At 70.9% G+C, this 19355-nt stretch carries 19 protein-coding genes; 8 read left to right on the top strand and 11 right to left on the bottom strand.

Translation table 11 applies throughout. The annotated features are described in order from the left end of the window. Positions 1–22 precede the first annotated feature (22 nt). From B0I32_RS50685 to B0I32_RS50655, 7 genes are all read left to right on the top strand, one after another. Positions 23–835 carry a DMT family transporter gene (locus B0I32_RS50685; RefSeq protein WP_181308691.1) on the top strand — a complete coding sequence of 271 codons (813 nt, stop codon included), beginning with the start codon at positions 23–25 and terminating at the stop codon, positions 833–835. Between the two features lie 72 nt (positions 836–907). Then, positions 908–2119, top strand: coding sequence for a glycosyltransferase (locus B0I32_RS50680; protein ID WP_106252061.1), 1212 nt, complete (start codon positions 908–910; stop codon positions 2117–2119). After that, positions 2116–2820: a DUF998 domain-containing protein gene (locus tag B0I32_RS50675; protein ID WP_106252059.1), complete on the top strand. Its 705-nt coding sequence runs from the start codon at positions 2116–2118 to the stop codon at positions 2818–2820. Before B0I32_RS50680 ends, B0I32_RS50675 begins: the two co-directional genes overlap by 4 nt. 132 nt (positions 2821–2952) lie before the next feature. Then, the gene (locus B0I32_RS50670) at positions 2953–3654 is read left to right on the top strand and encodes a cytochrome P450 family protein (RefSeq protein ID WP_106252057.1); all 702 of its coding nucleotides are present in this window, start codon (positions 2953–2955) and stop codon (positions 3652–3654) included. Continuing rightward, positions 3651–4391: an isocitrate lyase/PEP mutase family protein gene (locus B0I32_RS50665; RefSeq protein WP_106252038.1), complete on the top strand. Its 741-nt coding sequence runs from the start codon at positions 3651–3653 to the stop codon at positions 4389–4391. The genes B0I32_RS50670 and B0I32_RS50665 overlap by 4 nt, the downstream gene beginning before the upstream one ends. Before the next feature lie 7 nt (positions 4392–4398). Continuing rightward, positions 4399–7341: an AfsR/SARP family transcriptional regulator gene (locus tag B0I32_RS50660; protein ID WP_106252036.1), complete on the top strand. Its 2943-nt coding sequence runs from the start codon at positions 4399–4401 to the stop codon at positions 7339–7341. Between the two features lie 35 nt (positions 7342–7376). Further along, positions 7377–8891, top strand: coding sequence for an MFS transporter (locus B0I32_RS50655; RefSeq protein ID WP_106252110.1), 1515 nt, complete (start codon positions 7377–7379; stop codon positions 8889–8891). A 17-nt stretch (positions 8892–8908) separates the two neighbouring features. On the opposite strand, the gene B0I32_RS50650 is transcribed toward B0I32_RS50655, so the two are convergent. From B0I32_RS50650 to B0I32_RS50615, 8 genes are all read right to left on the bottom strand, one after another. Further along, positions 8909–9823 (bottom strand): serine hydrolase, encoded by a 915-nt coding sequence (locus B0I32_RS50650; protein WP_146178621.1) that lies wholly within the window; start codon positions 9821–9823, stop codon positions 8909–8911. A 118-nt stretch (positions 9824–9941) separates the two neighbouring features. Further along, on the bottom strand, positions 9942–10814 hold the full coding sequence (locus B0I32_RS50645; protein WP_219912436.1) for an alpha/beta hydrolase: 873 nt from the start codon (positions 10812–10814) through the stop codon (positions 9942–9944). A 13-nt stretch (positions 10815–10827) separates the two neighbouring features. Then, on the bottom strand, positions 10828–12222 hold the full coding sequence (locus tag B0I32_RS50640; RefSeq protein ID WP_106252032.1) for an NAD(P)/FAD-dependent oxidoreductase: 1395 nt from the start codon (positions 12220–12222) through the stop codon (positions 10828–10830). A 21-nt stretch (positions 12223–12243) separates the two neighbouring features. Then, positions 12244–13029 (bottom strand): ABC transporter permease, encoded by a 786-nt coding sequence (locus B0I32_RS50635; protein WP_106252030.1) that lies wholly within the window; start codon positions 13027–13029, stop codon positions 12244–12246. Then, positions 13026–13877: an ABC transporter permease gene (locus B0I32_RS50630; RefSeq protein ID WP_106252028.1), complete on the bottom strand. Its 852-nt coding sequence runs from the start codon at positions 13875–13877 to the stop codon at positions 13026–13028. The genes B0I32_RS50635 and B0I32_RS50630 overlap by 4 nt, the downstream gene beginning before the upstream one ends. A gap of 4 nt (positions 13878–13881) precedes the next feature. Beyond that, positions 13882–15075, bottom strand: coding sequence for a polyamine ABC transporter substrate-binding protein (locus tag B0I32_RS50625; protein ID WP_106252027.1), 1194 nt, complete (start codon positions 15073–15075; stop codon positions 13882–13884). 30 nt (positions 15076–15105) lie between these two features. Further along, a complete protein-coding gene (locus B0I32_RS50620) occupies positions 15106–16173 on the bottom strand; it encodes an ABC transporter ATP-binding protein (RefSeq protein WP_106252025.1) in 1068 nt (355 codons plus the stop codon). 17 nt (positions 16174–16190) lie between these two features. After that, positions 16191–17624, bottom strand: coding sequence for a gamma-aminobutyraldehyde dehydrogenase (locus B0I32_RS50615; protein WP_106252023.1), 1434 nt, complete (start codon positions 17622–17624; stop codon positions 16191–16193). A gap of 198 nt (positions 17625–17822) precedes the next feature. On the opposite strand from B0I32_RS50615, the gene B0I32_RS50610 reads away from it, so the two are divergent. Then, positions 17823–18314: an Lrp/AsnC family transcriptional regulator gene (locus B0I32_RS50610; protein ID WP_106252021.1), complete on the top strand. Its 492-nt coding sequence runs from the start codon at positions 17823–17825 to the stop codon at positions 18312–18314. Positions 18315–18381: 67 nt separating this feature from the next. On the opposite strand, the gene B0I32_RS50605 is transcribed toward B0I32_RS50610, so the two are convergent. The 3 genes from B0I32_RS50605 to B0I32_RS61230 all read right to left on the bottom strand — a co-directional run bounded on the left by B0I32_RS50605 (position 18382) and on the right by B0I32_RS61230 (position 19339). Next, positions 18382–18588, bottom strand: coding sequence for a hypothetical protein (locus B0I32_RS50605; protein ID WP_106252019.1), 207 nt, complete (start codon positions 18586–18588; stop codon positions 18382–18384). A gap of 32 nt (positions 18589–18620) precedes the next feature. Beyond that, on the bottom strand, positions 18621–19079 hold the full coding sequence (locus B0I32_RS50600) for a hypothetical protein (protein ID WP_106252017.1): 459 nt from the start codon (positions 19077–19079) through the stop codon (positions 18621–18623). Positions 19080–19207: 128 nt separating this feature from the next. Further along, on the bottom strand, positions 19208–19339 hold the full coding sequence (locus B0I32_RS61230; protein WP_281262675.1) for a hypothetical protein: 132 nt from the start codon (positions 19337–19339) through the stop codon (positions 19208–19210). Positions 19340–19355: the final 16 nt, after the last annotated feature.

Here is a 19355-nt window from a genome sequence, read left to right as displayed (position 1 = left end):
CATCCGTCTGAAAGGAGTGCGCATGACTGTGCTGGCCGCGGTAATAGCCCTGGTCGGTTCGCTGTTCTTCGCGCTCGGGGCCGCGCTGCAGCAGTTCGAGGCGGCCGGCACCGCCAAGCCCGGACTGCTCGCCCTGCTCAGGAGGCCGCGCTGGCTGCTGGGCGGCGCGTCCATCCTGGCGGGTGGCGGCCTGCACATCGTCGCGCTCGGGCTCGGACCGCTGACCGTCGTCCAGCCGATGGGCGTGGCCAGCCTGCTGTTCGCGCTGCCTCTGGCCGCCGCGCTGCACGGCCGCCGGCCGGCGCGCAACGAGCTGGCCGCGGCCGGCGTGGTGGCGATCGGGCTGATCGGCCTGGTGCTGCTGGTGCCGGAGTCCGACGGCCCGACCCACCTCAGCCCGAACGGCGTGCTCACCCTGCTCGCCGTGGCCGGCATCGCGGCGGTGCTGCTGTGGGCGGGCTCGAAGGCCGCCTCGCCCGCGGGCCGGGCGGCGCTGCTGGCGACCAGCTCAGGCGTCCTGTACGGCGCCACCGCGACGCTCGTCCGCGTGCTGGTGGACGGCGGCTGGAACTGGTGGTACCTGCTGGCGCTGCCGGTCCCCGCCCTGCTGGCGCTGGTCATGCTCCAGCGGGCCTACGCCGTCGGGCACTTCGGCGTCTCCTTCGCCTCCCTGCAGATCACCGACCCCTTGACCGCAGTGGCGTTCGGCGCGCTGCTGCTGGGCGAGCCGCTGCCGACCGGGATCCTGCCGGTCCTGGCCGCCCTGCTCACCGCCGCGGGCACCGTGGCGCTGGCCAGGACCAGCCCACTGGAAGCACACCGAGAACCCGCCTGACCCCTGACCGACTCGATCATCAATCCCCCGGCTGTCCCCGCAGCCGCGACAGCAAGACCGGAGTAGACGACCATGGCCATGCCCCTCCACACCGTTTCCGACGTCGCCGCGCTCTCCCCGGCTCCCGAGCGCCCCCGCCGGATCCTGATCTCCACCGACACCTATCCCCCTGATGTGAACGGCGCCGCCTACTTCACCCACCGCCTGGCCACGGGCCTGGCCGCGCGCGGCAACGACGTGCACGTGGTCTGCCAGTCGGAGGCGGGCCCGGCCAGCGCCGACGTCGTGGACGGGGTCGTGGTGCACCGGCTGCGCTCGGCGCCGCTGCTGGTCCACCCGACCATGCGCGTCACCGTGCCGACCCGGCTCGACCGGCTCGTCGCCGACATCAACCCGGACGTGCTGCACACCCAGGGCCACTTCGTGGTCGGCCGGGCCGCCATCGCCGCCGCCCGCCGGGCCGGCGTGCCGGTCGTGGCGACGAACCACTTCATGCCCGACAACCTCTTCCAGTTCGCCCACATCCCCGAGAAGCTCAGGATCAAGGCAGGCCGGCTGGCCTGGCGCGACTTCAGCCGCGTCTTCAACCGGGCCGACCACATCACCACGCCCACCCCGCTGGCCGCGAGGCTCCTGTCCGACCAGGGCTTCGGGCGCGAGGTCGAGCCGGTGTCCTGCGGGATCGACCTGACCAGGTTCCACCCGCGCGCCGAGCCGAAGTCCTGGGCGCGCCGGATGTTCGACCTGCCCGACCGGCCCACGGTGCTGTTCGTCGGCCGGCTGGACGAGGAGAAGCGGCTGGACGAGCTGGTCCGCGCGCTGCCGCTGGTGCTCAACGAGACCGACGCGCAGGTGGCGCTGGTCGGCAAGGGCAACCAGCGCGACGAGCTGGAGCGGCTGGCGAGGAGCATCGGGGTGAGCGATCGGGTCTTCTTCCTCGGCTTCGTGCCCGACGAGAACATGTCGCAGGCGTTCTCCGCCGCCGACGTGTTCGCCATGCCGGGCGTCGCCGAGCTGCAGAGCATCGCCACGCTGGAGGCCATGGCCTCGGGGCTGCCCGTGGTCGCCGCCGACGCGATGGCGCTGCCGCACCTGGTGGACGGGAACGGCTACCTGTTCCAGCCCGGTGACGTGGTCGGGCTGGCCAGGCACCTGACCGCCGTCCTCGCCGACGACGGCCTGCGCGCCAGGCTCGGCAAGGCCAGCAGGGAGCTGGCGTTGACCCACGACGACCAGTCCTCGCTCGCCCGCTTCGAGCGGATCTACGACGAGGTGGCGCGATGACGCTCACGCGGAGCGTCTGGGTGACGCTGATCGGCACGATGGTGTCGGCGGGCGCGCTGGCCTACGCGCACGTGGCGCTGCCCAACCAGACGCTGCTCAGTGACTACGCGCTGGTCTCCGGCGGGCTGGCGCCCGTACTGATCGGGATGCTGGCACTCGCGGGAGCGTGCCTGAGCCTGGCGTACGGGCTGGCGATCGTGGACCCCGGGCGCACCGCGGCCACCCGCGTGCTGCTGCTGGCCGGAGCCTTCGGCCTGATGATGAGCGGCATCTTCCCCACCGACCCCGGCACCTCGCAGGTGGGCTCGTTGTCCGGCGAGATCCACCGCTGGTCGGCGGCGATCGTGTTCACCTCGCTGCCGGTCGCCGGCTGGGTCCTGGCCCGGGGCCGCTCCGCCGCCCCGAGGTGGAACGCGGTGCGCGCCATGAGCGTGGCCTCGGGGGTGGCGCTGGCGGTCTACCTGGCGGCCCATCCCGCCACGTTCACCTCGGCGCTGATCAACGGCGGCGCGTACTACGGGCTGCTGGAGCGCGGCATGGTGCTGGCCGAGATGGCGCTGCTCATGGCCATGGCGCTGGCGATCGGCGGCGGCAGGGGCGCCGCGCGGAACGCGGTCGCGCCTCCGGCCGCCACGGCGGCCGAGCGGAAGCGGCCGGAGAACCCGGAGCGGCCGGAGGGCCAGGAACGGCTCGCCGCCTGACGGCGGCACGCCGCCGTCGACGGAACCGCCTGCGTCGGCCGTCGGCCTTCAGCCGGCAGCCCCGGCCGCGGGACGTCCCCGCTCGGGCATACTTCGGCCGCCGTCGAAAGGACCAGGTCATAGCGTGAGTTCATGCTCATCACACGTCACGCAGAAGCCGAGGCGGTGCTCGCCGACACCAGGTACGTGCCGCCTCCCGTACGCCAGGACGGCGCGGAGGGGACGCTGGCCTGGCTGCGCGCCCACGTCTCGCGGTTCAGCACCGGCGAACCGCACGCGGAACGCCGCCGCGCCCTGACCGACCTGCTGGACGGGGTGGACCCGGCCGAGCTGCGCGAGCAGGCCAGGGCCATGACCGTACAGCGGCGCGGAGACTGGCGCGGCGTGCCCACAGATGTGCTGGGGACCGCGCTCGGGGTCGCCGACACCAGCGCCGTGCCGGCCGCCGCGGCCGGATACCTGTCGGGCGAGGAGAGCCCGCGGGCCGACGCCGCCGTCGCCGAGCTGCTGACGCAGGCCGGCCTGCCCGCGATCACGCTGCTGCTGCAGGGGTACGCCGCCACGGAGGGGCTCATCGGGAACGCCCTGGAGCGGGCCCGGCCCGGCGACGACGCCGACGCACTCCTGCACGAGACGCTGGCCTGGCACCCGCCGCTCACGGCCACCCGCAGGCTGGACACGCTCACCGGCGACGAGGTGACGATCGACCTGGTGACCGCCAACCGCGAGGCGCCCCACAGCCACCTGACCTTCGGTCACGGCGTGCGCCCGTGCCCCGCGCCCGCGCACGCGCTCGCCCTGGCGGCGGGCGTCCTGGAAGGGGTGCTCGGGTGAACTTCCACGACCTGCACCGTCCCGGCGACCCGCTGCTGCTGCCCAACGCCTGGGACTACGGCTCCGCCGCCTACCTGGCCGCGCAGGGTTTCCCGGCGATCGGCACGACCAGTCTCGGCGTGGCCGCCGTGCACGGCAAACCGGACGCGGCCGGCCGGACCAAGGCCGAGACGATCGAGCTGGCCGAGGCGATCAGCGGCCTGGGCGTCCTGGTGACCGTGGACATCGAGGGCGGGTTCAGCGACGATCCGGCGGAGGTCGCCGGCCTGGTCGCGTCGCTGGCCGCGCTCGGCGTCGCAGGCGTCAACCTGGAGGACGGCCGCCCCGACGGCACGCTGCGGCCCGTCGAGCTGCACCAGAGCATCATCGAGGCGGCCAAGGGGCACGGCGTGTTCGTCAACGCCCGGACGGACACGTGCTGGCTGCGTACCGGGGACACCTTGGAGCGCGTCCGCGCCTACGGGCACGCCGACGGGATCTTCGTGCCGGGGCTGAGCGATCTCCAGGAGATCGCCGAGATCGCGGCGAGCACGCCCCTGCCGCTGAACGTGCTCCACCAGCCGGACGGTCCCGGCCTGGCCCGGCTCGCGGAGGCCGGCGTGGCCAGGGTGAGCACCGGGTCGCTGCTCTACCGTGCCGCGTTGCGGGCGGGGCTCGCGGCGGCGCTGGACGTACGCGGGGAGCAGGCACCGCGCATGCCGACATATGCGGAGATCGCGGAGCTGTTGCCGCGATAATCGAGGAATGCGCTTCCAGATCCTCGGACCCACGACCGTGCTGGACGAGGACGGCGAGCCGGTCGCGCTCGGCGGTCCCCGCGTCCGCGCGCTGCTGGCGCTGCTCGCCCTGCACGCCGGCCGCGTCGTCGGCGCGGAGCAGCTCGTGAACGGCCTGTACGGCCCCACGCCCCCCGAGGGCGTGGCGAACGCGCTGCAGTCGCAGGTGTCCCGGCTGCGCCGGTCGCTGGGCAGGGATCTGGTGGAGTTCCACCCCGCCGGCTACCGGCTGGTGGCCGACCCGCAGGAGGTGGACGCGCGCAGGTTCGAGCTCCTGGTGTCCCAGGGCAGGAAGGCACTGGCCGGCGGGGACGCGGAGCGGGCGGCGGCGCTGCTGTGCGAGGCCCTGGAGCTGTGGCGGGGCGCGCCGCTGGCCGACGCCCCGCACGCGGGGGCCGCCGCCGCGGCCCTGGAGGAGCTGCGCCTGACCGCCACGGAGGACCGCCTGCAGGCGGACCTCGACCTGGGCCGGCATCGCGAGCTGGTGGCCGAGCTGAGCCAGCTCTCCGCCGCGCACCCGCTGCGCGAACGGCTGCGCGCCCAGCTCATGCGCGCCCTGTACGGCAGCGGCCGCCAGGCGGAGGCGCTGGCCGTCTACACGGACGCCAGGAAACTGCTGGACGAGGAGCTGGGCGTCGAACCGGGCGCCGAACTCGCGGCCGCCCACCTGGCCGTCCTACGCGCCGACCCCGCACTGGGCCCGGCCACGCCGCGAATCGAGACTCGACCGGACGGGACCGCGCCGGACGAAACCGTGCTGGACGAAACCGTGCTGGACGGGGCCGTGCCGGACGGGACGGCGTCGCAGGTGGAGGCGGCGCCGGTGCGGCAGCGGTCCAAGCAGGGGTCCAGGCAGGGGTTGCGGGCTCAGCTCACCAGCTTCGTCGGCCGGGCCGAGGAGCTCGGCCAGGTCAGCGCCAGGCTGCGGGCCGGGCGGCTGGTCACGCTGATCGGTCCGGGCGGCGCGGGCAAGACGCGGCTGGCGACCGAGGCCGCCGCCCAGGAGAGCGGCGACGTGTGCTTCGTGCCGCTCGCGCCCGTCTCCGACGCCGGCGGGGTGACGAACGCCGTGCTGGCCGCCCTCGACATCCGCGACGCGCTGCTGCACCACCCCGACCGGCCCGCCCTGGACCCTCTGTCCAGGCTGCTCACCGCACTGGCCGATCGCGAGCTGCTGATCGTGCTGGACAACTGCGAGCATCTCGTGGCGGCCACGGCCGAGCTGGCCGATCAGCTGCTGGCCGCCTGCCCCGGCCTGCGCGTGCTGGCGACCGGGCGGGAGGCCCTGGGCATCACGGGCGAGTCGATCCTGCCCGTGTCGCCTCTGAGCCTGCCGCCGCCTGAGGCGGGCAACCCGCTGGACTACGCGGCCGTGCGGCTGTTCGCCGACCGGGCCGCGGCCGTGCGGCCGGGCTTCGCCGTGGACGCGGGCAACGCCGGGCAGGTCGCGCACATCTGCCGGGCGCTCGACGGGCTGCCGCTGGCCATCGAGCTGGCCGCGGCCCGGCTGCGTACGCTGTCGCTCTCCGACGTCGCGGCCCGGCTGGACGACCGGTTCCGGCTGCTGACCCGCGGCAGCCGTACGGCGCTGCCCCGCCACCAGACCCTGCGCGCGGTCGTCGCGTGGAGCTGGGACCTGCTGGACGAGAGCGAGCAGCGGATGGCCGAGCGGCTGAGCGTGTTCGCGGGCGGCGCCCGGCCGGAAGCGGCGGAGCGGGTGTGCGGGCTGCCGGAGGAGGTGCTGTTCTCACTGGCGGAGAAGTCGCTGGTGGAGTTCGCCGACGGCCGGTTCCTGATGCTGGAGACGATCAGGGCGTTCTGCGCCGAACGGCTGGCGGAGTCGGGCGAGCAGGAGGCGGTCCGCGACGCGCACGCCGGCTACTACCTGGACCTGATGATGGAGGCCGACCCCCGGCTGCGCACCTCGGCGCAGATGGAGTGGCTGGCCCGGCTCGACGAGGAGAGCACCGACCTCGACGCGGCCGTGCGCTGGACCGTCGAGGCCCGGCGGCTGGAGCTGGGGCTGCAGCTCATGGCGCACAGCGCCTGCTACTGGTGGATGCGCGGCCACCGCCTCACCAGCGCGAACCTGGCCTTGGGGCTGCTGGCCGCGCTGGGCGAGACGCGTTTTCCCGGCCGCGAGGAGGAGTACGTCATGTGCGTCCTCATCACGGCCTGGTCGGGAGGCGCGGACGAGACCCTGCGGGCGCGCCTGAACGAGGCGAGCTGCCTGCTGCCGGTCACCCACCTGCCGATGCGGGTGGAGTTCCTGATGATGCTGCTGTCGATGTTCACCGGCCCGCCCGAGGATTTCGAGACCACGTACCACCTGCTGGAGACCGGGACCGAGCGGCTTCCGCCCTGGCAGGAGGCGCTGTCGTTCAGCGGCCAGGCGTTCGTGCTGCAGGTGCTGGGCCGAACGGAGGAGTCGCTGGCCAAGTTCGAGCGCAGCCTGGCCGCGTTCAAGGCGCTCGGGGAGCGCTGGGGCACGGTGCTGGTGGTGTCCGGGCTGGGCGCGCTGCGCCAGGCGCAGGGCGACTACCGGGCCGCGTACGCGCTGGCCGACGAGGCGCTCAGCACGGCGCTCGAACTGGACGCCACCACGGAGATCGCCGAGAGCCTGTGCCGCCGCGCCGACGCGCTGATCCACCTGGACGAGCCCGGCAGGGCGCAGGCCGACTACGCGCGGGCCGCCGAGCTGTCGCGCCGGAACGGCTCGATGGAGACGCTGGCCTGGGCCTGCCTGGGGCAGGGTGAGGCGGCGCTGGCCCGCGGCGAGCTCGACCGGGCCCGCGCGCTGCTGCTCCAGGCGCGCGAGGTGTGCCCGGACGGCTGGTTCAGCACCGAGGACACGCGCGAGCGCATCGCCGCCGGGCTGGCGGCGGTCAGCCGGGCGGTCAGCGAGCGGTAGGCCCTCGGTCAGCCGCCGCTCCGACAGTGGACGGCATGAAGAACAAATGGTCCAGCCTGGCCGTCGCCTGCCTGGCCACGCTGCTGCTCTCCCTCGACCTCACGGTCCTGCACCTGGCGCTGCCCCGCCTGGTGACGGATCTCGGCGCGAGCGCCACCCAATTGCTGTGGATCGGCGACATGTACGGCTTCGCACTGGCCGGCCTGCTCGTCACCATGGGCAACCTGGGCGACCGCATCGGCCGCAAGCGCCTGCTGCTCATCGGCACGGCCGCGTTCGGGGCCGCCTCGGCGGTCACCGCGTACGCGCCCACCCCCGAACTCCTGATCGCCGCCAGGGCGCTGCTAGGCGTGGCCGGCGCCACGATCATGCCCTCGACCCTGTCGATCGTGCGCAACGTGTTCACCGACCCGGGGGAGCGGACCGCGGCCGTCGGCATCTGGAGCGGCATGAGCGCCGCCGGCTTCGCCGTCGGACCCGTGGTGGGCGGCCTGCTGCTCGACCACTTCTGGTGGGGCTCGGTCTTCCTGATCAACGTGCCGATCATGGCGCTGGTGCTGGTCGGCGGCATCGCGGTGCTACCCGAGTCGCGCAACCCGCACGCGGGCCGGATCGACCTGGTCAGCGTGGCGCTGTCGTTCACCGGCGTGGTGACCACCGTCTACGCGATCAAGGAGGCCGCGCACCGGGGGCCGGAGCACGCCGACGTCCTGGGCGCGGGCGTGGCCGGGATCGTCCTGCTGGCGCTGTTCGTGTGGCGGCAGACCCGGCTGGCCGAGCCGCTGATCGACGTACGGCTGTTCGCGCGCAGGGCGTTCAGCGTCTCGATCCTGACGAACCTGCTGGCGATCTTCGCCATGTCGGCCATGATGCTGATGTTCGCGTGGTACCTGCAGCTCGTGCTCGGCTGGTCGCCGCTGCTGGCGGGGCTGGCCCAGCTGCCCGGCGGCCTGAGCGGCGCGGTGGGCGGCGTCCTGGCCGCCAGGCTCATCCAGCCGCTCGGCAGGAACGGCGTGGTCGCGCTCGGCCTGGCCATGAACGCGGGCTCGTTCCTCTACTACACGACGCTGGGCGCCGAGCTGAACTACCTCACGCTGCTGCCCATCTCGATCATCGGCGGCATGGGGGTCGGGTTCGCCTTCACCGTCAACAACGACAACGTCCTCGCCACCGCGCCGAGGCAGCGGGCGGGGGCCGCGGCGGCGGTGTCGGAGACGGCGTTCGAGCTGGGCGGGGCCCTCGGCATCGCGATCCTGGGCACGGTGCTGACCAGCGCCTACCGCTCCGGCCTCGACCTGCCCGCCGGGGTGCCGGGCGGAGCCGCCGCCGCCGAGTCGATCGCCGGTGCGGTGGGCGCCGCCGCCGCGCTGCCGGCCGAGCAGGCGGAGCGGCTGATCCGGGCGGCTCAGGCGGCCTTCATCGAGGGCATGCACCTGACCTCGTACGTGACGGCGGCCCTGCTGGCCGTGGTGGCGGTGCTCGCGCTGGCCGGGCTGCGCGGCGTGCCGAAGGTGATCCCCGAGGAGGTGCCGGCTGCCGAACGCCGCTGAGGATTGGTCGGGAAGGGTCAGGCGATGGGCTCGGTCGGGCAGGGGCGGGTGATCACCGGGGAGAGGTCGTCGAGGCGGGCGCCGATGAGGCGGGCGATGCCCTCGATGGTCTGGATCCCCGTCCCCTCCCCCGGCTGCCGATCCGTCTGCACCGACACCAGCAGCTCGCGCCCCGGCCCCGAGACCCGCCCGTAGCTCGTCACGGCCCACGTGTTGTGGATGAACGGCCGCGGCGTCCACCCGTTCTTCAGCGCCACCCGGTCCCCCGCCCTGGCGGCGGCGCTGACCCCCCACGCCTGGTCCTGCTGCACCCGTTCCATGAGCCCGAGCACCGTCCGCCGGTCGGCCGCGCTCAGCCCTCCGCCGCCCTTGACGAGCGCCCTCAGCAGGCGGATGCGGTCGGCGGGGCTGGTGGTGGTGCCGCCCCAGTACTTGCTCGGCCCCGGCGTGGTCTCCCTGAGCCCGATCCTGCGGTAGAACTCGCTCATCCCGCCGCCCGCGCCCACCCGTGACCAGAGCGCGTCGGCGGCGCTGTTGTCGCTCTCGGTGATCATGCGGGTGGCCAGGTCGAGTTCCCCTTCGCCGAGCCGGCCGTCCTTACGCGACAGCAGGGCCGCGAGGATGTCGACCTTGGCGCCGCTGGCGGTGATCAGGTCGTGCTCGTGCTCGCCCTGGCCCACCCTGATCCCGCTGACGAGGTCGAGTGCGCCGTAGACGATCCGCCCTGGGCGGCCGTGCACGTAGCGGGCGATGTCGCGTTCGAGCCGGGCGCGCGCGACAACTCCGGCCCTTTTGTCAGGAAATTTCAGCAAGCATCGGGCGACCTTGACCGGGGCCTGCACCGCGACGGACACCACCGGCGCCCGCTCCTGCCCGCACCCCGCCGTCACCAGCGTCACCACAAGGACCGGCCACAGCCACTCTCTACGCACGCGCGAACCCCCGTGATCTCGACGGGGGTCACCCGGATGATGCCCGGCAAGCTGCCCGACCCCATCTGACCAGGCGCTTTCCTGGTCAGATGTTCAGCACGACCTTGCCGAGCACGGCTCAGAGGTGCTCGGCCAGGAAGCCGGCGGTCGCCTCGACGGCCTGCCCGACGTACGGCTCGCGGTCGTAGAGGTCGATGTGCCGCTGGGCGTCCAGCCAGACGATCCGCTTCGGCTGGTCGAGCCGCTTGAACGCCTCCTCGGCCCCTTCCGGCGAGCAGAACCGGTCCACCACCCCGTGCACAATCAGCGCCGGCTTCGGTGACAGGAAGTCACTGCCCATGATGTTGTCCATGGTGAGCAGCTCCAGCACGCTGGCCCTGGTCACCTCGTTCGCCCAGAGCGGCGTGGCGCCGCGCTCGCTCCCGTAGTACGCGTACGGCTCGTCGCCCGGCATCGCGGCCTCCCCTCGCTCCGCCACGGCGGGCACGTACTCGACCGGCCCGCCGCGATCCTGCCGCTCGACCACCTCGGTCAGGGCCGCCAGCGCCTCCTGGTAGTCCATGCCGGACCGCATCGCGTACGGGTTGTTGTAGGCCCCGGCGATCCCGGCGAAGACCCGTACGCGGGGGTCGAAGGCGGCGAACTTCAGCGCGTAGCCACCGCCGAGACAGATGCCCACCACCCCGATCCGCTCCGCGTCCACCTCGGGCCGCGAGCGCAGGAACGACACCGCCGCCCGCAGGTCGTGCAGCTTGCCCTGGGGGTCCTCGTGCCGGCGCGGCCGCCCGTCCGAGTCGCCCCAGTTGCGGTGGTCGAAGGCCAGCGTGGCGTAGCCGCGCTCGGCCAGCCTGGCCGCGTAGAGCCCGGTCACCTGATCGCGCACTCCGGTGAACGGCCCGGTGAACACCAGCCCCGGCCACGGCCCCTGCCCGCCGGGCACCCGCAGGTCCCCGGCCAGCGTGAGGCCGTCGGCGTTGAAGTCAACTCTCATGCGCACAAGTGTGCTACGAGTCGAACCCGAGGCCCATCCGGTCGAGGGCGCGCAGCCACAGGTTGCGCCTGCCCTCGTGCTGGTCGGCCTGGGCGATCGACCAGCGGGTGAACTGGATGACCCCCGAACGCACCGGCTCGGGCGGGAACGGGATCGGCTTCTCCCGCACCATCCGCAGCCCCGTCCGCTCGGTGGGCTCGCCCGACAGCAGGTCGAGCATGACGTTCGCGCCGAACCGGGTGGCACCGACGCCCATGCCCGTGTAGCCGGCGGCGTAGACGAGCCGCCCGCCGTGCGCCTGCCCGTAGAAGGCGCTGAACCGGCTGCAGGTGTCGATCACGCCACCCCATCTGTGGGTGAAGCGCACGTCGGCGAGCTGCGGGAAGGTGTCGTAGAAGTGGCCCGCGAGCTTGACGAACGTCTCGTCGCGCTGCTCGTACTCGGCCTTGACCAGGCCGCCGTTGTAGTAGACGGCGTCGTAGCCGCCCCACAGGATCCGGTTGTCGTCGCTCAGCCGGTAGTAGTGGAACCGGTTGCCCGAGTCGCCGACGCCCTGCCGGTTGTGCCAGCCCACCGAGGCGAGCTGGTCGGCGGTCAGCGGCTCGGTCATCAGGGCGTAGTCGTACACCGGGACCACGAAGTGGCGCAGCCGGCGCAGCAGCGGCGGGAACACGCCGGTGCCCAGCGCCACCCGGCGGGCGGTCACCACCCCGTACGGCGTGCGCAGGCTGATCGTGCCGCCGTCGTCGCGCATCGAGCGGACGGGAGTGCGCTCGTGGACGCGGACGCCGAGCCGCAGGCAGGCCGCGCGCAGGCCCCAGGCCAGCCGGGCCGGGTCGAGCATGGCGCAGCCGCTGCGCTCCCAGAGCCCGGCCAGGTAGGTCGGCGAGCCGACCTCGGCCCGCACCTGATCCCGGTCCAGCGGCACGTAGTCGAGCCCCAGCTCCGAGATCAGGTCCAGGTGCTCGTTCAGGCTCTCGACCTGCCACGGCTCGGTGGCCACGTGCAGCTCGCCGGTGCGGTCGAACGAGCAGTCCACGCCGTAGCGGTCGAGGGTGCGCTCGATCTCGTCGAGGTTCTCCACGCCCATGCGTTCGAGCCGGTCGATCTCCTCCGGCCACCGCTCCAGCCCGTTGGCCAGGCCGTGGGTGAGCGTCGCCATGCAGAACCCGCCGTTGCGGCCGGTGGCGGCCCAGCCGATCCTGCGGCCTTCGAGCAGGACGACGTCGAGCGAGGGGTCGCGTTCCTTGGCCATCAGGGCGGTCCACAGCCCGGAGAAACCGCCGCCGACCACGACCAGGTCGGCGGTGGTGTTCGCGGTGAGCCGCGGTGTGGGCCCGGGTCTGGCCGGGCTGTCCAGCCAGTACGGCTTGCGCTCCGCGTCAGCCAGCGCCTTCAGCGGATCCACGAAATCCCACTTCCCTCGTTCTCAGGTGCGGCGGCGGGTGGCGACCGCGTTGGCGATCGCGATCAGCACGCCGATGCCGAAGATCAGCGTACCCATGACGTTGACCTGCGCCGGGATGCCCGTCTTGACCGCGCCGACGATCCACAGCGGGAACGTCACGGTCGAGCCGTTGACGAAGCTGGTCACCACGTAGTCGTCGACGGACAGCGCGAACGACAACATCGCGCCCGCCAGCACACCCGGCATGATCGCCGGCAGCGTCACCTGCCGGAACGTGCCCCAGGCCGTCGCCCCCAGGTCCCTGGCCGCCTCCTCCAGCGACGGGTCCAGCGTGACCACCCTGGCCCGTACGGTGACGACCACGAACGACAGCGAGAACAGCACGTGGGAGACGATGATCGTGTTGGCGTCGCGCGGCACGTTGCCGGAGACGAACAGCGACAGCAGCGAGGCGCCCATGACCAGCTCGGGCGTGGAGATGGCGGCGAAGACGAGGAAGTTCGTCACGCCCTTGCCGCGGAAGCGGTGCCGGCCGAGCGCCAGGCCCAGCATGGTGCCGATCACGACCGTGATGACCGTGCTGACCAGGGCGATGACCAGGGTGTTGCGCAGCGCCACGGTCAGGTCGGGGATGTCGAACAGCTCGCCGTACCAGCGCAGGGTGAAGCCCTGCCAGGTGGTGTTGGACTTGCTCCGCTTGTCGTTGAACCCGAACAGGATCATCACGGCGATCGGCGACGACAGCCAGACGATGACCAGCCAGGTGTAGAGGTGCAGCAGGCGGTCGCCGAACCGCGCGCCCCTCATCGGGCCGCCGCCTCAAGGACGTTCTCGGTGCCGAGCGCCCGCGCGTAGACGAAGATGCCGACGAGCAGCACCGCCATGAGCGTGAACGACAGCGCCGAGGCGGTCGGGTAGTCGAGGTTGGTCAGGTACTCGGTCTGGATGATGTTGCCGATCATCGTGTTGGAGGTGCCGCCGAGGATCGCCGCGTTGATCGGGTCGGCCGTCGCGGGCACGAACGTCATCAGCACCCCGGCGAAGACGCCCGGCAGCGACAGCGGCAGCACCACCCGGCGGAAGGCCGCCGCCCGGGTCGCGTACAGGTCCTGCGCCGCCTCCACCACCCTCGGGTCCACCCGTTCGAGCGCCACGTAGATCGGCAGGATCATGAACGGCAGGAAGTTGTACGTCAGCCCGCCGACCACGGCGAACGTGGTGGCCAGCACGTGGAAGTCGGCCGGCAGCAGCCCCCAGTCCTTCAGCGTGCCGAACAGGATGCCGTTGTCCGACAGCAGGAAGTTCCACGAGATCGTGCGCAGCACGAACGAGACGAAGAACGGCAGCAGCAGCAGGAAGAGGTAGACGGACTTGCGGTGCCCCGCCTTGAACGCGATCCAGTACGCCACCGGGTACCCGATGACCAGCATGGCCACCGTGGCGAGCCCGCCGTAGAGCAGCGAGCGCAGCAACTGGGGGCTGTAGGCGCCGATCGCGTCGGCGTAGTTGGAGAAGCTGAAGGTCATGGCGAAGCCGTCGATGGCGTTGCCGGTCTGCAGCGACACCGACGCCATCGCGGCCATGGGCACGACCAGGAAGATCGCCAGCCACATCCAGCTCGGCAGCGCGAGCAGGTAGGGGGTGAGCCGCCGCATCGCGCTAGGCCTGGGTGATGGACTGGAAGATCGGGTTGAACACCTGCTCCTGCTGGGTGGTGAGCTGGGTGTAGGAGCGCAGCTTGGCGTAGTCGGCCTCGGTGGGGAACATGAGCGGGCTGTCCACCATCTCCTCCAGAGCCTTCTTGGCCGCGCCCTTGGCCGTGCCCGCCTTCTCCCGCAGCAGGTCCTGCACGGCCGGGACGGGCGTCACGAACTGGATGAACTCGTCGAGCTCGGCGGCCACGGCCGGCTGGTAGAGGTAGTCCATCAGCATGAGGGCGTCGACCGGGTTGGCCGCGCCCTTGGGGATGAGCATGTTGTCGGTCCAGATCGTGCCGCCCTCTTCGGGCACGATGAACTTGACGGGTTCGCCGGCGAGCTGGCGCTGGAAGACGTCGCCCGACCAGGCCATGGTCAGCCAGATGTCGCCCTTGGACACCGCATCGATATACGACTGATCATAATATTTCCGGACAATTCCGGCGTCGCGTTGCGCCTTGAGCTTCTCGCCGGCCTTCTTCCAGTCGGCCTCGGTCGACTTCTCCGGATCGATGCCCAGCGCGATCATGCCGAAGTTGCCGATCTCCTGCGCGTCGGACATCATCCCGACCCGCCCCTTGTACTTGGCGTCGAACAGCGACTCGATGCTGGTGATGTCGTCTTTGACGTACTCGGTGTTGTACGCGATCCCGGTCACGCCCGACGTGTACGGAATCGTGTACTTGTTCCCGGGATCGTAGGCCCGCTCCTTGTACTTCTGCCCGGCGTTGGCCTGGAAGTTCGGCAGCTTCGACTGATCGAGCGCCACCACGTAACCCAGCTCGATCATGTGCTGGAGCTGGATGCCGTTGGTCATGACCACGATGTCGTAGCCCAGGGGCTGCCCGGCCCGCAGCACGGGGTCGGCCTTGCCGAAGAACTCGGCGTTCTCCTGGATGACCTCTTTGTACTCGTAGGAGATGCCGGTGTCCTTCTTGAACCGCTCCAGCGGTCCCTTGTCCTCCGGCATGTACTCCGGCCAGTTGGCGAAGACGACCTTGCCGTTCTTGGTCTGCTTGGCCCAGTAGTCCGCCACGGCGTCGGCCTTGGGCGGCGCCACCTTCTGCCCCTGCACGCCACAGGCGGCCAGGGCGAGACCGGCGGCGGACAAGCCGGTCAGCCTGAAGACGTCACGACGGGTGCGGGGCTGCGTCATTCCACGCATGAGGGGGTTCATGAGGGGGTGTCAACTTCCAATCACGTACGAGTGCTGTGCCCGCCACGACAACCACACGGAGTCGCCCCGCTCCGCCGTCGCCGTCGCGTCGTGCGCGTTCTGCTGGAAAACCGTCATCTCGGCCCCGTCGGCGAGACGCACGGCATAACTGTTGTAGGTGCCCAGATAGACGACTTCGGCCACGGTTCCGCGCACGGCGCTCGATTCGCGCGCGGGTTCCTCGGTGCCGATGGTGATCTTCTCCGGCCGTACGGTCACCGTCACCTCGCCGTCGTGACCTGGGACCAGCACCCGGCCGCCCGCGATCTTCAGCTCACCGCCGGTCGCGGCGCCGGTGAGCAGGTTGGAGGTGCCGATGAAGCCGGCCACGAAGGCGGTCGCGGGCCGTTCGTAGATCTCGTGCGGCCCGCCCAGCTGCTCGACCAGGCCGTCGTTCATGACGGCGATCCGGTCGCTCATGGTCAGCGCCTCGCTCTGGTCGTGCGTGACGTAGACGAAGGTGATGCCGACCTCGCGCTGGATGCGCTTGAGCTCGATCTGCATGGCCTGGCGCAGCTTGAGGTCGAGCGCCCCGAGCGGCTCGTCGAGCAGAAGCGCGCGCGGCCGGTTGACCAGCGCCCTGGCCAGGGCCACGCGCTGCTGCTGGCCGCCGGACATCTGGCGCGGCATGCGCTTCTCCCGGCCGGCCAGGTCGACGATCTCCAGCATCTCGCCGACCCTCCGCTTGACCTCCTCCTGTGGCGTCTTGCGCTGCTTGAGGCCGAAGGCGACGTTGTCCCAGACGCTCATGTGCGGGAAGAGCGCGTAGGACTGGAAGACCATGTTGACGTCGCGCTTGTTCGGCGGCACGTTCGTGACGTCCTGGCCGAGCAGGCGGACCAGGCCCTTCGAGGGCGCCTCGAAGCCGGCGATCATTCGCATGGTCGTGGTCTTGCCGCAACCGGACGGCCCGAGGAGGGAGAAGAACTCCCCCTCGGGGATGTCCAGGGTCACACCCTTGACCGCCTGGACGACCTCGCCATGCGAGTGGTACTCCTTGACGACGTCTTCAAGCTCGATCGCACTCAGCTCGGTCATCCCAGGGTCTTTCCTTCTTATTCGCCGATGTAGTGCATGACGTGCTTCACCCGGGTGTAGTCGTGCAGGCCGAACACCGACAGGTCCTTGCCGTACCCGGAGTGCTTGAAGCCGCCGTGCGGCATCTCCGAGACGAACGGGATGTGGGTGTTGACCCACACCACGCCGAATTCGAGCCGGTTCGACATGCGCATCGCGCGGCCGTGGTCGGAGGTCCACACCGAGCCGCTCAGGCCGTACTTCACGTCGTTGGCCTTGGCCAGCGCGTCGGCCTCGTCGGTGAACGTCTGGACGGTGATCACGGGGCCGAAGACCTCGTTCTGCACCATCTCGTCGTCCTGGCGCAGGCCGTCGACGATGGTCGGGGCGAAGAAGTAGCCCTTGTCGCCCACGCGGTGACCGCCGGTGAGGACCTTGGCGTGCGCGGGGACCCGCTCGACGAAGCCCTGCACCTTGGCGAGCTGGCTCTCGTTGTTGAGCGGACCGTAGAGGGCGTCCTCGTCGTCCAGGCCGCCGGTGACCGTGCCGGCCGCTGCCTCGGTGAGCGCGGCCACGAACTCGTCGTGCACGCTCTCCTGCACGAGCACCCGGCAGGCGGCCGTGCAGTCCTGGCCGGCGTTGTACAGGCCGGCGGTGGCGATGTCGGCGGCGGCCCTGCCCAGGTCCTTGACGTCCTCGAAGACCACGACCGGCGCCTTGCCGCCGAGCTCCAGGTGCACCCGCTTGAGGTCGTCGGCGGCGCTCTTGGCGACCGACATGCCAGCGCCGACCGAGCCCGTGATGGCCACCATCGCGGCCGTCGGATGGCTCACGACCAGGGCGCCGGTCTCGCGGTCGCCGGTGACGACGTTGAACACGCCCGCCGGCAGCACCTCGCCGATGATCTCGGCCAGCTTCAGCGTGGAGACGGGCGTGGTGTCGGACGGCTTGAGCACGATCGTGTTGCCCGCCGCCAGCGCGGGGGCGATCTTCCAGACCGCCATCATCATCGGGTAGTTCCACGGCGTGACCTGGCCGATGACGCCGATCGGCTCGTGCCTGATCACGCTGGTGTGCTCGGCCAGGAACTCGCCGGCCGTGGGGCCCTCCAGCGTGCGCGCCGCGCCCGCGAAGAAGCGGAAGTGGTCGGCGGCGATGGGAGTCTCGTCCTCGGCCATGCGAGCGCGCGGCTTGCCGGTGTTGCGGCACTCGGCGTCGTTGATCTCATCGGCTCGCGCGTCGATGGCGTCGGCCACCTTGAGCAGCAGATTGGCCCGCTCACCCGGGGTGGTCCCGCCCCACGCCTCGAACGCGGCCGCCGCGGCGGCGTAGGCGCTGTCGATGTCCTCGGGCCCGGAGACGGGAGCCTGGACGTAGGCCTCCCCCGTGCACGGATCGATGATGTCGGAGAACCGGCCGCTCTTGGCGTCCACGAACTCACCGTTGATGAAGTTCTGCAGACGGGGTGTCATGCGCCCTCCTGATGAGGTGGCTGAGATGCCGCGACTCTGACAGAGCGCCAGCATCCGGACAAGGGATTTCGTGGCGAAGATATCAAATTGCTACGAATTCGCTTGACAGACCACGGAGAACTGACAACATGTCGCACCAGGACGGCAACCCAGCGGGAACGCCCCCGTAACGCCGGACCAGTAGGAGGATTCCTCTCGATGACGACGCCGCCGCGCGTACGCAGAAACAGCGCCAGCACCGGCACCGTCGTGCTCGACGACCTGTCCAAGCAGATCATCGAGCAACTGCAGAACGACGGTCGGATGCCGTACGCGGCGATCGGGAAGGCGGTGGGCCTGTCGGAGGCGGCGGTCCGCCAGCGCGTCCAGCGCCTGCAGGACGCCGGCGTCATGCAGATCGTCGCCGTCACCGACCCGCTCACCCTGGGCTTCCCCCGCCAGGCCATGATCGGCGTCAACTGCGAGGGCGACCTCGAGTCGGTGGCGGACGAACTGTCGGCCATCGACGAGATCGACTACGTGGTGCTCACCGCCGGCTCCTTCGACGTGATCGTCGAGGTGGTGTGCGAGGGCGACGGGCACCTGCTGGAGATCCTCAGCAAGATCCGCGCCATCCCGGCCGTACGGGCCACCGAGTCGTTCGTGTACCTGAAACTACGCAAGCAGACGTATTCGTGGGGCACCCGCTAGAAGCGGATCCGACTGGAGAACGGCCCCTTCTCCGCCCTCCATCCGGGTGTGATGTCAGCCGACTCGGCTAACCGAAGACGTCCTCCACCGATTCGGCCTTCAAGGCTCGCCTGAGCCACTCGTCCAGGACTGCCTCGTCGCGACAGCCTATGACGTGCTCCCGCGTCTCTTCGGGCACGGCGATCCCCCGCGTGTCGAGGAGGTGGAGAACCGCCCGCGCCATGCCCTGCGCGATGAGGCTTTCGGCGTACTCGCCTTGATACGGATAGGTCATCGGACTTATGTCGCGATCCCTTTTTGTCTCACTCAGAGGAAGAGTTCCTCGACCGAGTCGCCCTTGAGAGCCCGCTCGAACCAGTTGTCGAGGGTCGGCTCGTCACGACACTCCATGACGCGCTCGCGCACATCATCGGGTACCGCATGTCCCCGCGAATCGAGGAGTTTGAGCAGCAACTCCGCTTTACCCTTGGCCTTGCCCTTAGCCTCCCCCTTAACCTCTCCCTCGGCGACGAGGCTTTCGGCGTATGCGCCCTGGTAGGGATAGGTCTTCGTGTCCATACCTCGGCCCCATTCTTCCTGAGCGTCACCTTCCAGTGACAGGGTGATGTATCGAGCGTACCGATAAGCGGTCTCTCGATCGATGGTGTCCAGTGCCGCTTGTACTGCAGCGGTGATTTCGTTGAATCGAGGATGCTCACTCTGCGTGACCACCGAGACGACCGCCAGCCCGATGTTCTCGGCCGCCTGGCGGGCGTCCGTGATCACCGGTGTGTTGCCTTCGTGGATGACCAGGGGCTTCAGGACCAGCCCTGGATGGCCGGTGGAGATGTCGCCGCTCGCCCACTTCGCGACCCTGCCCTTGGGGCAGATGACGACCAGGCAGGCCGGGCACTTCAGAGGATGGCGCCGTCGGCGCGGCAGACGCCGGGGTCGGCCTCCGAGAAGTCGGGCGAGGCGAGGCGTACCGCGCCCGACTTCGCGATCGGCAGATCGAACAGAGCCAGCGAGCGACGCGCCGTAATCATGCGGCTACATTACTAC

The organism is Nonomuraea fuscirosea, assembly GCF_003001935.1.
GTDB classification, from domain to species: domain Bacteria; phylum Actinomycetota; class Actinomycetes; order Streptosporangiales; family Streptosporangiaceae; genus Nonomuraea; species Nonomuraea fuscirosea.
The sequence above is the reverse complement of the archived record's forward strand: the minus strand, read 5'-3'. Positions and strand labels throughout refer to the sequence as shown.

Coding starts and splice junctions, on each gene's coding strand:
- B0I32_RS50620 (WP_106252025.1), bottom strand. CDS start 16,173: ATGACCGAGCTGAGTGCGATCGAGCTTGAAGACGTCGTCAAGGAGTAC.
- B0I32_RS50645 (WP_219912436.1), bottom strand. CDS start 10,814: ATGAGAGTTGACTTCAACGCCGACGGCCTCACGCTGGCCGGGGACCTG.
- B0I32_RS50635 (WP_106252030.1), bottom strand. CDS start 13,029: ATGAGGGGCGCGCGGTTCGGCGACCGCCTGCTGCACCTCTACACCTGG.
- B0I32_RS50675 (WP_106252059.1), top strand. CDS start 2,116: ATGACGCTCACGCGGAGCGTCTGGGTGACGCTGATCGGCACGATGGTG.
- B0I32_RS50680 (WP_106252061.1), top strand. CDS start 908: ATGGCCATGCCCCTCCACACCGTTTCCGACGTCGCCGCGCTCTCCCCG.
- B0I32_RS50605 (WP_106252019.1), bottom strand. CDS start 18,588: ATGACCTATCCGTATCAAGGCGAGTACGCCGAAAGCCTCATCGCGCAG.
- B0I32_RS50625 (WP_106252027.1), bottom strand. CDS start 15,075: ATGACGCAGCCCCGCACCCGTCGTGACGTCTTCAGGCTGACCGGCTTG.
- B0I32_RS50630 (WP_106252028.1), bottom strand. CDS start 13,877: ATGCGGCGGCTCACCCCCTACCTGCTCGCGCTGCCGAGCTGGATGTGG.
- B0I32_RS61230 (WP_281262675.1), bottom strand. CDS start 19,339: ATGATTACGGCGCGTCGCTCGCTGGCTCTGTTCGATCTGCCGATCGCG.
- B0I32_RS50685 (WP_181308691.1), top strand. CDS start 23: ATGACTGTGCTGGCCGCGGTAATAGCCCTGGTCGGTTCGCTGTTCTTC.
- B0I32_RS50610 (WP_106252021.1), top strand. CDS start 17,823: ATGACGACGCCGCCGCGCGTACGCAGAAACAGCGCCAGCACCGGCACC.
- B0I32_RS50655 (WP_106252110.1), top strand. CDS start 7,377: ATGAAGAACAAATGGTCCAGCCTGGCCGTCGCCTGCCTGGCCACGCTG.
- B0I32_RS50615 (WP_106252023.1), bottom strand. CDS start 17,624: ATGACACCCCGTCTGCAGAACTTCATCAACGGTGAGTTCGTGGACGCC.
- B0I32_RS50660 (WP_106252036.1), top strand. CDS start 4,399: ATGCGCTTCCAGATCCTCGGACCCACGACCGTGCTGGACGAGGACGGC.
- B0I32_RS50670 (WP_106252057.1), top strand. CDS start 2,953: ATGCTCATCACACGTCACGCAGAAGCCGAGGCGGTGCTCGCCGACACC.